Annotated in this window: 14 protein-coding genes and 1 tRNA gene; 11 read left to right on the forward strand and 4 right to left on the reverse strand. The window is 65.2% G+C overall.

The annotated features are described in order from the left end of the window. The first annotated feature begins 69 nt into the window (after positions 1 to 69). Positions 70 to 315, forward strand: coding sequence for a hypothetical protein (locus QZ853_RS00280; protein ID WP_295569789.1), 246 nt, complete (start codon positions 70 to 72; stop codon positions 313 to 315). A 45-nt stretch (positions 316 to 360) separates the two neighbouring features. On the opposite strand, the gene QZ853_RS00285 is transcribed toward QZ853_RS00280, so the two are convergent. Then, on the reverse strand, positions 361 to 1890 hold the full coding sequence (locus QZ853_RS00285) for an FAD-dependent monooxygenase (RefSeq protein ID WP_295569791.1): 1530 nt from the start codon (positions 1888 to 1890) through the stop codon (positions 361 to 363). 81 nt (positions 1891 to 1971) lie between these two features. On the opposite strand from QZ853_RS00285, the gene QZ853_RS00290 reads away from it, so the two are divergent. From QZ853_RS00290 to QZ853_RS00310, 5 genes are all read left to right on the forward strand, one after another. After that, entirely contained in the window at positions 1972 to 2616 is a 645-nt protein-coding gene (locus tag QZ853_RS00290; RefSeq protein ID WP_295569793.1) for a TetR/AcrR family transcriptional regulator, read from the forward strand. A 72-nt stretch (positions 2617 to 2688) separates the two neighbouring features. Next, positions 2689 to 4830, forward strand: coding sequence for a TonB-dependent siderophore receptor (locus QZ853_RS00295; protein ID WP_295569795.1), 2142 nt, complete (start codon positions 2689 to 2691; stop codon positions 4828 to 4830). 84 nt (positions 4831 to 4914) lie between these two features. Next, the gene (locus QZ853_RS00300) at positions 4915 to 5589 is read left to right on the forward strand and encodes a hypothetical protein (RefSeq protein ID WP_295569797.1); all 675 of its coding nucleotides are present in this window, start codon (positions 4915 to 4917) and stop codon (positions 5587 to 5589) included. A gap of 164 nt (positions 5590 to 5753) precedes the next feature. Continuing rightward, positions 5754 to 6320, forward strand: coding sequence for a UDP-N-acetylglucosamine acyltransferase (locus QZ853_RS00305; RefSeq protein ID WP_295569799.1), 567 nt, complete (start codon positions 5754 to 5756; stop codon positions 6318 to 6320). Next, a complete protein-coding gene (locus QZ853_RS00310) occupies positions 6317 to 6787 on the forward strand; it encodes a hypothetical protein (protein ID WP_295569802.1) in 471 nt (156 codons plus the stop codon). Before QZ853_RS00305 ends, QZ853_RS00310 begins: the two co-directional genes overlap by 4 nt. A gap of 420 nt (positions 6788 to 7207) precedes the next feature. On the opposite strand, the gene QZ853_RS00315 is transcribed toward QZ853_RS00310, so the two are convergent. Continuing rightward, positions 7208 to 7546: a winged helix-turn-helix transcriptional regulator gene (locus QZ853_RS00315; protein ID WP_295569804.1), complete on the reverse strand. Its 339-nt coding sequence runs from the start codon at positions 7544 to 7546 to the stop codon at positions 7208 to 7210. Positions 7547 to 7648: 102 nt separating this feature from the next. Here QZ853_RS00315 and QZ853_RS00320 point away from each other — a divergent pair, with 102 nt between their 5' ends. The 4 genes from QZ853_RS00320 to QZ853_RS00335 all read left to right on the forward strand — a co-directional run bounded on the left by QZ853_RS00320 (position 7649) and on the right by QZ853_RS00335 (position 12630). Next, on the forward strand, positions 7649 to 8638 hold the full coding sequence (locus tag QZ853_RS00320; RefSeq protein ID WP_295569806.1) for an MDR family oxidoreductase: 990 nt from the start codon (positions 7649 to 7651) through the stop codon (positions 8636 to 8638). A gap of 151 nt (positions 8639 to 8789) precedes the next feature. Then, the gene (locus QZ853_RS00325; RefSeq protein WP_295569808.1) at positions 8790 to 8942 is read left to right on the forward strand and encodes a hypothetical protein; all 153 of its coding nucleotides are present in this window, start codon (positions 8790 to 8792) and stop codon (positions 8940 to 8942) included. Between the two features lie 106 nt (positions 8943 to 9048). Continuing rightward, on the forward strand, positions 9049 to 11802 hold the full coding sequence (locus tag QZ853_RS00330; RefSeq protein WP_295569811.1) for a UvrD-helicase domain-containing protein: 2754 nt from the start codon (positions 9049 to 9051) through the stop codon (positions 11800 to 11802). A 228-nt stretch (positions 11803 to 12030) separates the two neighbouring features. Beyond that, positions 12031 to 12630 carry a fasciclin domain-containing protein gene (locus QZ853_RS00335; protein WP_295569951.1) on the forward strand — a complete coding sequence of 200 codons (600 nt, stop codon included), beginning with the start codon at positions 12031 to 12033 and terminating at the stop codon, positions 12628 to 12630. Between the two features lie 542 nt (positions 12631 to 13172). Here the strand turns inward: QZ853_RS00335 and QZ853_RS00340 are convergent. Further along, positions 13173 to 13400 carry a hypothetical protein gene (locus QZ853_RS00340; protein ID WP_295569814.1) on the reverse strand — a complete coding sequence of 76 codons (228 nt, stop codon included), beginning with the start codon at positions 13398 to 13400 and terminating at the stop codon, positions 13173 to 13175. A 421-nt stretch (positions 13401 to 13821) separates the two neighbouring features. Further along, positions 13822 to 13911 (reverse strand) — tRNA-Ser (locus QZ853_RS00345). A gap of 123 nt (positions 13912 to 14034) precedes the next feature. Here QZ853_RS00345 and QZ853_RS00350 point away from each other — a divergent pair. Next, positions 14035 to 15108, forward strand: coding sequence for a DUF4241 domain-containing protein (locus QZ853_RS00350; protein WP_295569816.1), 1074 nt, complete (start codon positions 14035 to 14037; stop codon positions 15106 to 15108). Positions 15109 to 15129 lie beyond the last annotated feature (21 nt).

Here is a 15129-nt window from a genome sequence, read left to right on the forward strand (position 1 = left end):
GGATTGCGCGTGCGCGCTGTCGCGGATTTGAATCGCAGGGCCAGTCCGGCATTCCCTCCGAGAACCGCCATGACCCCGTCGTCCCCGTGCCGCGCCACGCTTGCCTTGATCCTCGTGTCCGCTCTCAGCGCCTGTGCCACTTATGACGACAACGCGATGCGCCCGGCCTGCCAGGAATCACCGCACCTCAAGAACCTGCCGCCTGACGTCGCCGCCCGCGAAAGCCGCTGCAACAAGGGCCTGGAGGTCTGGTCGAGCGAGCGCAAGGGCAGCGACAAGCCGCTGGACCTGAGCGGCAAGAAAAAGGACCTCTGAACACCGTCGGCGCAGCTCTCGCCGGCTGCGCCGCAACCGCACCGATCAGGCCGGCGCCAGTGCACCGAACCAGCGCTGCAGTGCCTCGGCCAGCCCGGTCGCATCGCCGCCGGCATCGCAGGCCCAGGCCACGATGCCATCGGGCCGGACCAGCACCGCGCCCAGACCCCGTGTGTCGTGCACCGGCGAAGCGATGCAGGTGAGGCGACGCCATTCGCGGTCAATGCCTTCGCACAGCGCCGAATCAGTGTCGAACAGCAGCAGCACACCGCCACCGGCGCGCAACCGCTCGCCCATGCGACAGCCATCGTCCCACTGGAAGTCAGGCACGCTGCGGCCAACCAGCGGATGCGCTTCGCCCAGATCCAGCCGCTGCGCGATGCCCCAGACCCGCTCGGCCAGATAGGTCGCGCCGTCTCGGGTCTCGGCCAGATCGGCCATCACCGCCGCCAATGCGCGTGACCCTGCGCCGGGTCGCATCAGCGCGACCTGCGCGCGCGACCAGTCCAGCACCCATGCACCGATCGGATGGCGCTCCGCGCCATAACTGTCCAGCAGCGCGTCGTCGGCCTCGCCGCGCACGACCGCCGCCAGCTTCCAGCCAAGATTCATCGCATCGCCGATGCCCAGGTTCAGGCCCTGCCCGCCCAGCGGCGAGTGCACATGCGCGGCATCGCCGGCCAGCAGCACGCGTCCGTTGCGATAGGCCTGCGCTTGGCGCGCACCGTCGGTCCAGGTGCTGTGCAGATGCAAGGCCGTGATCGTTGCATCACGACCGGAGACGCGCCGCAACAGGGCCTGCGCAGCGTCCCGGTCAAGCACGGCGCGGTGGCCTGCGCCGCCATCGAAGTCCGCCAATGCCAGCGCCCCGGGTAGAGTGAAGTTGCACATGCCGTGCGCGGTGTACTGCCTGCCCGGCGTCAGCACCGACGGGTCTTCCAGCTCCACCAGCAACGAGTGGCCAGTGAACTCTGGGGCGGTGCCGACGAAGTTGAAGCCACTCTGTTTGCGCACGGTGCTGCGGCCACCATCACAGCCGACCAGCCAGCGACCCCGGACCGGCCCCTCGTTGGTCTCAACCACCACCGCGTCGTCGCCAGCGCGCATGCCCTGCAGCGCACGGCCATGCTCGATCCGCACGCCCAGCGCAGTGGCGCGCGTGGTCAGCAAGGCTTCCAGTGCATGCAGCTCCACCGCCATCCGGGGGCCAACCGGTGTGTCCAGGCGATACGGCCAGCGCCCGCCGTCGACCTTGTCCAGCGCAAATGGGATGCCGGCAAAGTGACCGCCCAGTGCCCGTGGCTGTGCCAGCCAGTGCGCAGTGCCGGGCGGCGGTGCGCCCTTGTCCGGCTTCAGCACCTGGGTGGCCGCGACCGCGTCCAGCAGGCCACGCCGATCCAGCGCCTCCAGGGTGGGCGCATTCAAGCCGCGCAGGCCGAACGGCAAGCGCTTCAATGGCGACTCGGGCGACCCGGCGACCTCCAGCAACAGTACCGAACAGCCGGCCCCCGCCAGCTCACAGGACACGAACAGCCCAACTGGGCCCGCCCCTGCAATGACGACGTCGTACAGCATGAGGATTCCTCGTGAGCACCGGGTCGGCGCTCTGGCGGCACAATGTTACACTCGGTGTACGTTTTCATGAGTGAACTGCCGATGACCCCGCCCCCAGGCCGCCGCGAGCAGCGCAGGGCCCAGACCCGACAAGCGATTTCCGACGTTGCCACCGGGCTGATCATCGCGCGCGGCTTCGAGGCCGTGTCCATGTCGGAGATCGCCGAGGCCGCCGGGGTCTCTCGCAAAACAGTATTCAACTACTTCGCCAGCAAGGAAGACCTGGTATTCGACCGTGACGAGGAAGCACGGACCCTGCTGCGCGAGGGCATGCGGGCGCGCAGCGGCATGACGCCGCTCACCGCGTTCCAGTCGCTGGTGCGCGAACTGCTCGAGGGCGGCCATCCGCTGCTGCGGATCAACCCGGGCGCGGCCGCGTTCTGGGCCACAGTGGCCGACAGCCCGGTGCTGGTCGCGCATGCCCGGCGGTTGCAGGCGCAGCTGACCGACGATCTGGCACAGGTGATGGCGGAGACGGTCGGACGACCGCCCGACGATGCCGAGGCGCGTTTGGGCGCCGCGATGCTGCTGGCCTCGATGGTGGCCGCCTACGAAAAGGGACTGGCCAGCCAGGCGCTGGGCGAGGACCCGCGCGACGCGATGGTGCAGCTGATCGTACGCGGTGCCACCGGCGTACTGGCCGCCCTCGCCGGCACCCCGTACACCGACCCCGGCGCACGTCCATAGTGCGTTCGGGGGGTAGGCCACGAAGTGTTGCAAATGCTACTCTTTCTCATTTGCAACCACTCCTCCCCTTCCATGCCCCTGCCGATGCTCCGCCACCGCGTCCTCTCCGTGGCGCTGACCCTGCCCCTGGCCGCGCTTGCCAGCGCCGCCGAACCCTCGACCAACACCCCCACCGCGCTGGACAGGGTGGAAGTGCGCGGCCGCGCGCAGACCCTGTACCGGGTCGACGACGCCGCCGTGGGTACCCGCACCGACACCCCGCTGGCGCTGGTACCGCAATCGATCCAGGTGGTGCCACGCGAGCTGATCGACGATCAGGCAGCGCGCCAGGTCACCGACCTGTACCGCAGCATCAGCGGCATCAGCTTCTTCAGCTATGCCGGTGTCACCCTGCGCGGCTTCCGCCAGGAGAACGTGCTGTACGACGGCCTGCGCGGCGATCCGTATGCCGGCTTCTCGGTGCCGCAGCTGTTCAACATCGAGCGCGTGGAAGTGCTGAAGGGTCCGGCCGGCGCGCTGTACGGCGGCGGCGACGCCGGCGGGGTCATCAACTACGTCACACGCAAGCCCAAAGCCAGTGCCGAGCGCCGCATCGAAGCGCAGATGGGCAACAAGGATTTCCGCGCCGGCTCCATTGAAGGCACTGGCCCGTTGAATGCCAGCGGCAGCATGCGCTACCGCGCCGGGCTGTATGCCGACACCGAGCAGGGCCTGCGCTGGAATGCCGATAGCGAAAGCGTGATCGGTGATGCCTCGCTGGCCTTCGATGTCGGCCGGACCGGCGAGCTGGTGCTGCAGTTCACCGACATCACCCAGAACCTCGGCGGCAACCGCCTGCGCGGTGTACCGGTGAACGATGCCGGCACCTTCCTGACCGACCGCCGCTGGAACCACAACGAGGCCAGCGACTTCCTCGACATGCGCGCCAAGGTAGCGCTGGCGCAGTATCGCTTCGCACCGCTCGACACGCTGGATGTGGATGTTGCCGCGCGCTGGTTCAGCAACAACGAGCACCAGATGTACCACGAGCCGATGGGGCTGATCGACCACGACCGCGATGGCGTGGCCGAATGGATGACCCGACAGCTGCGCAACCAGATTCGCGACAACCAGGCATTCACCGCCAACGCCAATGCGGTGTGGCGGACCGACACCGGCCGTATCGGACACAAGGTGCTGTTCGGTGCCGATGTGTACCAGCTCGACGCCGACTTCACCGCGCAGACCGCCAACAGTGCCGATCTGGCACGCGGTGCCGGACCGGTGCGCGGCATCGACCTGTTCAATCCGGTGTACGGCGCCAGTACCTGGCACGATTACAACCTGGCCGCCCTGCCCTGGCGCAGCACCTCCAGCCGCAGCAAGCGCTATGGCGCCTACCTGCAGGATGAGCTGGCCCTGGGCCCGCGCTGGCACGTGCTGGCCGGGCTGCGCTGGGACAGCTTCCAGGATGAGGATCGCCTCGGCGGCAGCCGCGTGGACGGCAACGATCTGAGCTGGCGGCTGGGCAGCACCTTCAGCGTGCGCGAGGGCCTGAACCTGTACGCCAACGTGGCCAGCGGCTTCGTGCCGCAGAGCGCTGCAAACCAGAACCCGGCTGCCGGCGGTCCATTCGACGCCGAACGCAGCAGGCAGTGGGAAGTGGGCCTGAAATCCCTGCTGGCCGACCGCGTGACCTTGAACATGGCGGCGTACCGCATCGATCGCAGCAACATCGTGCAGTCCACCGGCGAGGTGATCGGTGGCGTCAATCAGCTCGCGGCGCTGGGCTTGGTGCGCAGCACCGGCATGGAGCTGGACCTGCTGGCCGATGTGACCGAGCGCTGGGTGCTGAACCTGACCTACGCCTACAACGACGCGCGGGTGAAGGATGCCGGACCGGGCGGCATCACCAATGCCTCCGGCGACCGCTTCGCCAATGCCCCACGCAACAAGGTGGGGCTGTGGACGCGCTACGCCCTGCCAGCGATCAACTCGGCCATCGGCTTCGGCGCCGACCATGTCGGCGAGCGTGTCAGCCTCGATGGGCAGACGGTGAAGGCCTATACCGTGTTCGACATGAGCTGGAAGACCACCTGGAAACAGTGGCAGTTCCAGGCCAACGTCAAGAACCTGTTCGACAAGGTGTACGCCGCCAGCGGCTTCATCGAACGCAACGGGCATTTCCCTGGCGAGCCGCGGCGGGTGTATCTGCAGGCGGGTTACACCTTCTGAGCGGCCGCTCACTGTCGCGCCGGGCTGATGCCCGGCTGCACCCAGCGTGATCTAATGGCCTTCCCATGGATGAGGCCTGATGCAATGACACGGATCCGTACCCTGCTGCAGCGCGCAGTGTCGCTGGTGGCCCTGCCCCTGCTTGCCGCCTGCCAGAGCGAACAGGTGGGCGAGTTCTTCAATCCCCCTCAGGACGTCCAGGCCAGCAGCGAATTCCGCATGAGTACCCCGCCGGGGCTGGTGCATGACAATCTGTTGTCATCGGCCTCGGTGAAGGACGGCCAGGCCCGGGTGGATTCGGGCGGACCGGGCTACCTCGATATCCGCTTCTTCCCCATCACCCACGCCGATGCGCTGGACACGATGGACCCGCATTGGCCGTCGGCGCGGCACTCGCGCGACAGCGAGCTCGATCTGGGCAACGTGGATTTCAGCAGCCACTTCGTGTTCCTGGTCGCGCATCCGGAACTGACCGGCTACGCCGCGATGAGCAGCGGCCAATACGCCACGTTCTTCAGCTCGGTGAAGGTTGCCTACCTGGATGACCGCGTGGTGGTGCATCTGGAAGCGTCGCGGCTGGGCGACATCAGCCCGATGGTGCTGCTCGGCAGCCCCTGGGCCGGCAAGCTTTACACACTTGAACGGCGTGGCCGGAAGCAGCTGGAAGTGAAGCTGTACGACAACCGCTACCAGTTCTCGCTGGTGCCGGAGGTGGTACCGGAGGTCGCGTCCGAGATTCCACCGCCACGTATGCCGTGACGCCTTGACTGTCATGCGGAAGCAAGACGGCAACACGCCCCGATTCAGGTATCCTTGCGCGCAGTCAGCGACACCCTCATGCGGCCACTGCGCTGCAGCACGGACGTTGCCGACGAAGACACGATTCACCATGGATGTTTCAACGTAATCACAGGGGAAAATGGATGAAGAAGTTCCTGTTCGCAGCGATCCTCGCTGTGTCGCTGGCGGGTTGCAGCACCAATCCTCCGCTCAATTTCTCGGTTCCGAACGTCGGCGTCAGCAGCAAGAAGATCGACGGTGAGCTGAAGTCGCTGACGGTCACGCTCGCGCGCCCGGACGAGGCCAAGGGCAAGATTCCGGCGCAGGCGCAGCACGAAGTGCCGCAAATGTGGCAGAACGCGCTGACCGAAGCACTGAACAAGATGGCGGTCTTCCGCGACGATGCGCCGGTCAAGCTGAGTCTGTCGGTGAAGATCTTGGCCATTGACATTCCGAATTTCGGCGCATCGATGACCACCAAGACGATCGCCCGGTATGAGCTGATCGATCGCGCCACCGGCAGCATCGTCTACACCCAGGACGTGAGCGCCTCCGGCGAAGTACCGTTCAACTATGCCTTTGCCGGTGTGATTCGCGCCCGCGAGTCGATCAGCCGATCGGCACAGAACAACATCGCCCAGTTCCTGCAGGCGCTGGAGACCGTGGACATCACCAAGCCGATGTTCCCGAACAAGCAGGAAGCGCCGTGAAGCGCTTGCTGCTGACCGCTTCGGTTGCGGCACTGTTGACGGCGTGCGCTCCCAATGTGCGCACCGACAGCTACTCCATTGGCTCGGTGGGCCAGGTCAATCGAACTGTCGGCGGTACGGTCATCAGTGTGCGCTCGGTGAGCATCGACGGCACCCAAGGCGGCGGCACCGTCGCGGGCGGTGCCGCAGGCGGCGTTGCCGGCTCGACCCTCGGCGGCAGCGATCAGGCCGCCGCCATTGGCGCCATCGGTGGCATGGTGGTGGGCGCGATTGCCGGTGCCGCTTCCGAACGCGCACTGTCCAAAGCCCAGGGCCTGGAGTACGTGGTGCAGACCGAGAACGGCAACCTGATGACCGTTGTGCAAGGCCCGGATCCGGTATTCAGCACCGGCATGCGGGTGCTGGTGCTGTATGGATCGCCCTCGCGCATCATTGCCGACCCGCGGCAGCAGAAGGCGGCGCCGTAAACCCCGACGATGCCCCTTCTCAGGGGCATCGTTGTATTGGGGACACCGCCCCCCCCTCCGCTGGGTCAAGCAGACACCCACTGTGAACGGGATGGGTTGAACCCGACAATCTCCCGCGTTAGCCTCCCAGATGCCCAAGGAGGGCTATCAACGGAGTGAAGCATGAAGATTGGATTCAAGCTGTCTGTTGCTATTGCGGCTGCTGCACTGACTCTCGGAATGGGCAGTGTCTCCGCGCAATCCCGGTGCACCCCGTGCTACACCGCCTACGAGGCATGTCTGGCGGCGGGTAATGGCGAGAACGTCTGCTACCCCGCGTTTGCCCGCTGCTTGAGAAACAGTGGCTGCACCATCCCGTAAGTCACGCGCTGGCGTGATGCATGCCAGCCCTCGTTCGCAGGGCTGGCATTGGCGCGCGCCTCAGGAAGCGTGCTTGAAGCCGCGATAGGTTTCACCCCACTCCCGCATCGCCAGCAGCACCGGGACCAGCGTGCGCCCGAATTCGGAAAGCTCGTATTCCACCTTCGGCGGCACCTCGGGATAGACGTGGCGGATCACCACCCCGTCGGCCTCCAGCTCACGCAGCTGACTGGTCAGCATCGACTGCGTGGCGTTGGGCACCCGACGCGTCAGTTCCATGAAACGCCGCTTGCCCGTCATCAGGTGAAAAAGAATGATCGGCTTCCACACGCCGCCGATCACCGACAGCGTGACTTCCACCGCGCAACCACTCTTGCCGTCCCAGCGCTTGCTACGCATGAATACTCCGGAAAAACATAGTACCTACGGAAAATCATCGTTCTTGTTGCGATAGTGGTGCGAGCCTAGCATGGGTCCATCCACTGAACGTGAGCCCTTCCCATGAGTTTCAAGGCACTACTGACCCGTAAAACCGGCGACGGCGTTTCCACCGAACTGGTCGATTTCGATGAAGCGGACCTGATGGACGGCGACGTGCTGGTGCAGGTCGAATACTCCACGCTCAACTACAAGGATGCGCTCGCCCTCACCGGCACGCGTCCAGTGATCCGGACGTTCCCGTTGATTCCGGGCATCGACCTGGCTGGCGTGGTACTGGAATCGAGCAATGCCGGTTTCCAGCCCGGTGACCGGGTCGTGTTGAACGGGTGGGATCTCAGCATGGGCCACCACGGCGGCCTCGCCCAGCGCGCCCGGGTTCGTGGCGAATGGCTCAACAGGATTCCCGGCAACCTGACCACGCGCGACGCCATGGCCATCGGCACCGCAGGCTATACCGCCATGCTGTGCGTACTGGCATTGGAAGATGCGGGTGTGAGACCCGATAAGGGCGACGTACTGGTCACCGGCGCCAACGGTGGCGTCGGCTCGATCGCGGTGGCGATCCTGTCCAGGCTCGGCTATCGCGTGGTGGCCGCGACCGGCCGGCTTGAGCATGCCGAGTACCTGCACAGCTTGGGCGCAGCGGAGATCATCGACCGCGCGCAGCTTTCAGAACCGCGGGCCAGGCCAGTGAGTGCCGAGCGCTGGGCAGGCGTGGTGGATGTGGCCGGCGGCCCTACCCTCGTCAATGCCATTGCGGAGACGAAGTATCGAGGCGCCGTCGCCGCCTGTGGAATGGCACAGAGCGATGCCCTGCACGGCTCGGTGCTGCCCTTCATTCTCCGCAACGTGACCCTTGCCGGCGTGGATTCGGTGAATGCGCCGCCGGAGGTCCGCCAGCGCGCGTGGGATCGACTTGCCACCGATCTGGATCCGCGGAAGCTGGAAAGCACCGTGCAGCAGATCGGTCTCGCCGAGGTGCTGAACGTCTACGAGCAGATCATTCCGGGGAAGGTGCGTGGGCGCATCGTTGTCGATGTGAACGCCTGAGTTGCGCGTTGAAGTGCGCTGCATACACGGCCCCTCCATGCTGCGCCGAATGATGAACGCGCAGTGAAACCCTGCAGGCGGCGGCGAGCTGAAGCCGCTGCCGCTCGCCTGCGCTCGGGTTCCGATCGCCGCCTATCAGCGCGCCAGGGCGGTGTGTGATCTGCTGGCGCGGAACTACAGGGACAACTGGGATTTCGATGCGCAGGATGCTTTGGCCGCATCGGCAGTGGATCTGGATGAGCGGGTCCGGCGCGGCGATGCGGTGGAGGTGCCGCCAACGAAGCGGGATCGCGCGTTCGAGTGACTCAGTGCTGCAGGTGAGGCCACACGCATCGGCAAGGGCCCTTATCATGTGGGCGTGGGGGCTCTACAAGCCCCATTGACGCTTGCAGGGCAGTATCTGGATGTCTATGGAATGGCGCCCCTCGGGCTGGGGCCGACACGTGACCCGCTCACCGGATTGGTGCCTGCGGCTGGATGGCGAATACGTCGAGTTGAGCATCTTCGGACGGCCCTACCGGCAGCGCGTGGATGACGATCATCGCGTGCAGGTCATTCCAGGGATCTTGTGGTCACGGGTTCAAATGCTGACCGGCAATGCGGGAGTGCTGTCGGTGGACGGGCTTCCGAATAGGCAGGCATCCCGGCTTGCGGCGGCCCTGCGTCAGATGCTCTCTGCGCATACCGCGCGCGGGCGCAAGGCCCTCTTTGACGCAACCCTGGAACAGATCCAGGCATGGCTGAGTGACGCCGACGCGCTCATCGACCGCAGCAATGCCGGTCGCCGCTGGATCACCCATGCGCAGCAGCAGGCACTGCTGGCCGAGCGCACGTGCGTGCGCCTGCAAGCTGCCGAGCTGGACGCGCTGTTCCTTGATGAAGACGTGCACGAAGATCTGCACTCGCACAGCCATCGTGCAGCGCTGGACGCATTGCGCGACTGGAACCTCGATTGGCCGGCAGCCTGGGCCGACGCAAATGAAGCGATGAGCCGGCGCGAGCAGCTGTTGGCCCGGGACTTCCTGGACCGCGTCGAGAGCCAACCGCTGACCGAAGAGCAGGCGCGCGCGGTCATCTGCTTCGACAACCGCGTGCAGGTCGTGGCCGCGGCCGGCTCCGGCAAGACCTCGACCCTGGTCGCCAAGGCGGCTTATGCCATTGACCGCGGCTTCGTCGAGCCGGAGCGGATCGTGATGCTCGCCTTCAACAAGGACGCCGCCCAGGAGTTGGAGGCGCGAGCACAGCGGTCATTCGAACGGCTCGGCATGGCCGGTAGCGTGGTCGAAGCGCGGACCTTCCACGCGCTCGGCCTGGCCATCACCGCCAAGGCAACGGGACGCAAGCCCGATATTCCGGAATGGGCCATCGACGCCACGCTGGGTTTCAACAAGCTGGCCGAACTGGTGGATGACCTCAAAGACCGCTCGACCCACTTCCGCACCCAATGGGACATGTTCCGCCTGGTGTTCGGCCGCGACCTGCCGCCGTTCGGTGCGGAAATGCTGGCCGATGGCTACGACCGCGATGGCACGCCCTACATCCGCTCCCTGCAGGGTGAGCGGGTGAAGAGCCTGGAAGAGTGCGTCATCGCCGATTGGCTGTTCTACAACGGCGTGGCGTATGACTACGAGCGCCGCTATGAATTCGACACTGCCACCGACACTCATCGCCAGTATCGCCCTGACTTCTATTACCCGGACGCGGCGCTGTATCACGAGCACTTTGCGCTGGATGCCGATGGCCAGCCGCCGAAGCACTTTGCCAACTACACCGAAGGCATGCAGTGGAAACGCCAGGAGCACGCATCGCGCGGAACCGCGCTTATCGAAACGACATCGTTTGGGCTGCGCAGCGGGCAGGCTCTGCACCATCTGGCTGAAGCGCTCAGCGGCGCCCACGTCGAACTCGACCCGAATCCAGACCGCGAACTGCCGGATGAGGGTGCCAGGCCCATGCCGGATGCCGATCTGATCGGCCTGATGCGGACCTTCATCGCCCACGCCAAGAGCAACTGCCTGACGCTTGAGGACATGGCCGGGCGCCTGCGCCAGATGCCGGAGGACCAGTTCAAGGAGCGTCACCGCCGATTCCTGGAAATCGCCGGCCCTGTCTTCCAGGCCTGGGACGATGCACTGGCCGGCGAGCGCGGCATCGACTTCGAAGACATGCTCAACATGGCCGCCGGGCTGCTGGAACAGGGCCGGTATGAGTCGCCCTATGACCTGGTGATGGCGGACGAATTCCAGGATGCGTCCCGCGCCCGCGCGCGCCTGTGCCGCGCGTTGGCCAGCGGCCAGGACCGCTTCCTGTTCGCGGTCGGTGACGACTGGCAGTCGATCAACCGCTTTGCCGGTGCCGACGTTTCGGTGATGACCGGATTCCGCGACTGGATGGGGCAAGGACAGGTGCTGAAGCTGGAGCAGACCTTCCGCTGTCCTCAAGCGCTCTGTGATGTTTCCAGCCGCTTCATCAGCCGCAATCCGGTGCAGATCACCAAGCAGGTCCGCTCGCGGGCACCGGCGATCGGTCCGGTGTTGCAGGCCTTCCAGATGAAGCGACGCGAGGAAGTGCAGGATGGCATCCGACAGTACCTTGCCAGGCTGCACCAGCAACTGCTGTCTGGCGCGGTGCCGCGGGGCCGCGATGGGCGCGTCTCCGTCTTCATCCTGGGGCGTTATCGGGCCGACGGCAATTCCGTTCCTTCGGACTGGAAGAAGACCTTCGGCAGCACGATGGAGGTGGAATTCCTCACCGCGCACCGTTCAAAGGGGCGCGAGGCGGATTACGTGATACTGCCGGCAATGGTGAATCGTGGATTCCCCAGCCTGCGGTCGGACGACCCGGTGCTTTCACTGGCGATGCCGGACGGCGATACCTATCCGCTGAGCGAAGAGCGGCGCTTGTTCTATGTAGCACTGACGCGTGCGCGGCGGTCGGTTGTCATGTTCACCCTGCTCGGCAAGCGTTCGCCGTTCTTGGATGAGCTGGTGGAGGACGGCGCGGTGAAGGTGACCAACCTGTCTGGCGAGACCATCAACGAAGAGCGCTGCCCGGTCTGCAAGGTGGGCGTGTTTGTGGACCGGAATGGCCCGCATGGGGCGTTCCGGTCGTGCTCGGGTTATCCGTTGTGTCATAACAAGCCGAAAGATGGCCGCCGGGGGTGAGTGTCTCCATGGCGTTCCCTCGCGATGCGCTGGCCCAAAGCGCTGAGCGAAAGCGGCGCGGTACTTCTTGAACAGGTTGGACGGATCATCGGCCAGTTCCTGCGGCAGTTGCTAACATCCCATACAGCAAGGCCAACGGGCAGGCCGGACCGCTCCTTGACCTCCCTGAACCGTTCCACATTGGTCGATCCGCCCTGCATCCAGATGCACTGCCAGGGCGTATGTGGGATGTCTGCACACCGCAGGCAACTTACCAAGGAACGCACAGTGAACACTCTTAAGCGCATTGCCGCCGCAGTGAGTCTCGCCGTACTCGTTTCAGCAGCTTCGTCCAGCTTCGCCGCCAGCCCAGTCATGGTCGGCGGTGCGGAGATGTATCCGACCAAGACGATCGTCGAGAACGCCATCAACTCCAAGGACCACACCACACTGGTCGCTGCGGTCAAGGCAGCAGGCCTGGTTGATACCCTCAACGGCGCCGGCCCCTTCACCGTTTTCGCCCCCACCAACGCGGCCTTCAACAAGCTGCCGGCAGGAACGGTGGATACGCTGGTAAAGCCAGAGAACAAGGCTCAGCTGACCAAGATCCTGACCTACCATGTGGTCCCCGGCAGCTACAGCTCCGCCCAGCTTATGGCGGACGCCAAGAAGCATGGCGGAAAGGCCACATTGAAGACGGTTCAGGGCGAGCCGCTCACCGTAGCGCTTCGTGATGGAAAGCTGTGGGTGGTCGACGCAAAGGGAGGCAAGGCAGGCATCAGCATTGCCGATGTTGGCCAGTCGAACGGCGTCATTCATGTGATCGACACAGTCTTGATGCCGAAGTAGTCCAGCGCGGGTCGTAGGCACCCCAAGGGTGCCTACGCCTGAGACGCAGGCCAGAAATCCGGCATGAATGGCTTGGCAAGATCCACGCCCTTAACTGTTCATGCTGTATGGTTGACGTATCCGGCTCCTCTCAGGCGCGAAATCCTTCGCTCCCGTGTCTAGCCTCCTACAGGCAAGACACATGACACCCTCAACTGCTTTCCGGGTCCTTAGGATCCGCCCATTGCTGCGCCTGAATGGCACGATCGACCGAATCGACACTCTCCAGGTGAAGTGTGGCGCATGCGGGGACGAATCGCGCATGTCGCGCGGCTGTGGGCTCTCAGATACCGAGAGTGGCGTGCAGCTGACGTGCCCGGCCTGCAATACGACGGGGATATTGACCGTCGATCAAGCATGGATCCTCTGGGGTGAGCAGATGAGAAGGGATAGGATCCTGGCGCTGGCAGGGCTGACGCCAGACGACCTAGATCGGCCCTAGATCTTGAATGACTGCTTTCCCCTCGCGCAGTGCGGCGGCCAAGGCTCCCACCAGCGCGTCTTCAGCGCTTGGACGCGAGGCCCGCCACGTGGCGCTCAACCGCAGCCATGCCGAGCTGCATGGCGTCCCCCTTGCTGCGGATCAGCCCCTCGGGCCGCAACTCAACTTCGACGCCGTCAACGGCAGCTGTGTATGAGAACACCTGGTGGTCGGCGCTGGTGATGGTCAGCACGAAACGGTAGCCATCGTGAAATCCGCGCAGGGTTCTATGACAGCCACGAATAGTCATGTGCCGAGCACGATAGAGGACATGCGCCACTGTACAGCTGAATGCGGAAAGCCAACAGCATCCAGTCTGGCGGCTGGCCCGCCGCTCACCGCTGTACCCGTACGCAACCTCACAAGCGGCAAGTCGCTGCTTCGCCCGGAGCGAGCGTGCTCGATACTCGCTTCCAGTGCTGCCGTCGCTCGATCGCGCGCGCCAGATGACCGGGAGCCCCCCCCCTTTATCTACGGAGAAATCAACGCCGGCCGTTTCCAGCGCTCTGTCGCATCGGTCGCCGGGCACTCTGGATGCAATCCGAGGTGCAGGACTGGGTTCGGCGGCAGATCGCGCAGAACCGACCTTTGCAGGTGAGTGGGTAAGCGGGCGGGCAGCGAAGGCTGTAGAAACGAAAAAGCCCCTGTTTCCAAGAGCTTTTTGCAAGGACTGGCGGAGAGAGTGGGATTCGAACCCACGGAAGGTTTAACCCTTCGCCGGTTTTCAAGACCGGTGCCTTAAACCGCTCGGCCATCTCTCCAATCGGGTCCCGGTCGCCCGGGCAGCGGCGTATTCTCGCACGTGAAGGGCGTTTGCCCAAGACCACCTTGCCCCCGCCCTCCGCATGCGGCACGGTGGGGCCTTCACCGCAACCGGAGCCCCCATGGCTCACCTCGATCTGGCCAACCTGCGCACCACCCTGCTGGACGATGCCCAGCTGGCCGCAGTGGCCCTGCACCGCACGTTCGCCGGCCATCTGCCGGTCAGTAGCGGGCAGCTGGTGGTCTGCGATCCGCTGGTCCAGGCCGACGCGCCTGCGCTGGCCGACTACACCGCTCCGGTCGGGCGGCATCCGGTGGAGATCATCGTCCACAGCGGGCGCCCGGCGCTGGCCGTGGCCTGGTTCACACCGCGCAAGGCGCTCACCGCGTCCGCCCTGCACTGGCAGATGGCGCGCTGGACCACGCAGGACCTGACCGGACTCGATGAAGACAGCTTCATCGGCTATCCGGTCGACGCGGGCATCGGCTGCTTCATGGACACCGACACTCAGCAGGCACTGTTGGCGCTGATCGAACGCGCCGATGGCGACGACGAAAGCGCGTGGTCGGATGCCCTGATCGACCACGAGGGCCTGGATCACGGTGCCGAGTATCGCCCCTGGGGCGAGGGCTCGCCGCACGGACTGGTGGTGTTCACCAGCGGCTGGGGCGATGGCGTGTATCCCAGCTACTGGGCGCTGGATACGTCAGGCCATCCGGTGGCACTGGTCACCGATTTCCTGTGCATCGAGGGTGGTGACGGGCGCGACGAGCGCGAGATTGCCGATCAGGCCTACCGCGATAGCCTGCCCGCTGCAGAAGCGGAGGCCCTGGCGCGACTGGTGGCCGCAGTGGAACGCGACGACGCCGATGCCCTGCGTGAACTGCTGAAGGATGCGCCGCAGCGCGCCAACCAGATCGAGCCCGGCTGCGGCGGTACCGCGTTGCTTGAGGCGATCCGCCTGGACCGGCCACAGGCCTTGCAGGTGCTGCTGCAAGGCGGCGCGCTGCCGGCACTGCCCGAGCGCCTGCACATGAGCAAGGTGACCAGCTATCTGGAGTACGCGCGTTTCCTCAAGAGACCGCGCAGCACGGCATTGATGGCAGTTCTGGAGGCGCCGGTCATTGCAGTCCAGCCAGCTCCGGAACCACACCCGCGACGCAGCTTCTGGGACCGGTTGTTCGGGCGGAAATGATCGGCGCCGGACACAGCAACG

The organism is uncultured Stenotrophomonas sp., assembly GCF_913778665.1.
Taxonomy (GTDB): domain Bacteria; phylum Pseudomonadota; class Gammaproteobacteria; order Xanthomonadales; family Xanthomonadaceae; genus Stenotrophomonas.

Bases quoted from the DNA above. Each gene is read 5' to 3' on its own strand.
- QZ853_RS00290 (WP_295569793.1), top strand. From the start codon at position 1,972: ATGACCCCGCCCCCAGGCCGCCGCGAGCAGCGCAGGGCCCAGACCCGA.
- QZ853_RS00305 (WP_295569799.1), top strand. From the start codon at position 5,754: ATGAAGAAGTTCCTGTTCGCAGCGATCCTCGCTGTGTCGCTGGCGGGT.
- QZ853_RS00295 (WP_295569795.1), top strand. From the start codon at position 2,689: ATGCCCCTGCCGATGCTCCGCCACCGCGTCCTCTCCGTGGCGCTGACC.
- QZ853_RS00335 (WP_295569951.1), top strand. From the start codon at position 12,031: ATGTCTGCACACCGCAGGCAACTTACCAAGGAACGCACAGTGAACACT.
- QZ853_RS00300 (WP_295569797.1), top strand. From the start codon at position 4,915: ATGACACGGATCCGTACCCTGCTGCAGCGCGCAGTGTCGCTGGTGGCC.
- QZ853_RS00350 (WP_295569816.1), top strand. From the start codon at position 14,035: ATGGCTCACCTCGATCTGGCCAACCTGCGCACCACCCTGCTGGACGAT.
- QZ853_RS00285 (WP_295569791.1), bottom strand. From the start codon at position 1,890: ATGCTGTACGACGTCGTCATTGCAGGGGCGGGCCCAGTTGGGCTGTTC.
- QZ853_RS00320 (WP_295569806.1), top strand. From the start codon at position 7,649: ATGAGTTTCAAGGCACTACTGACCCGTAAAACCGGCGACGGCGTTTCC.
- QZ853_RS00280 (WP_295569789.1), top strand. From the start codon at position 70: ATGACCCCGTCGTCCCCGTGCCGCGCCACGCTTGCCTTGATCCTCGTG.
- QZ853_RS00330 (WP_295569811.1), top strand. From the start codon at position 9,049: ATGGAATGGCGCCCCTCGGGCTGGGGCCGACACGTGACCCGCTCACCG.
- QZ853_RS00340 (WP_295569814.1), bottom strand. From the start codon at position 13,400: ATGACTATTCGTGGCTGTCATAGAACCCTGCGCGGATTTCACGATGGC.
- QZ853_RS00315 (WP_295569804.1), bottom strand. From the start codon at position 7,546: ATGCGTAGCAAGCGCTGGGACGGCAAGAGTGGTTGCGCGGTGGAAGTC.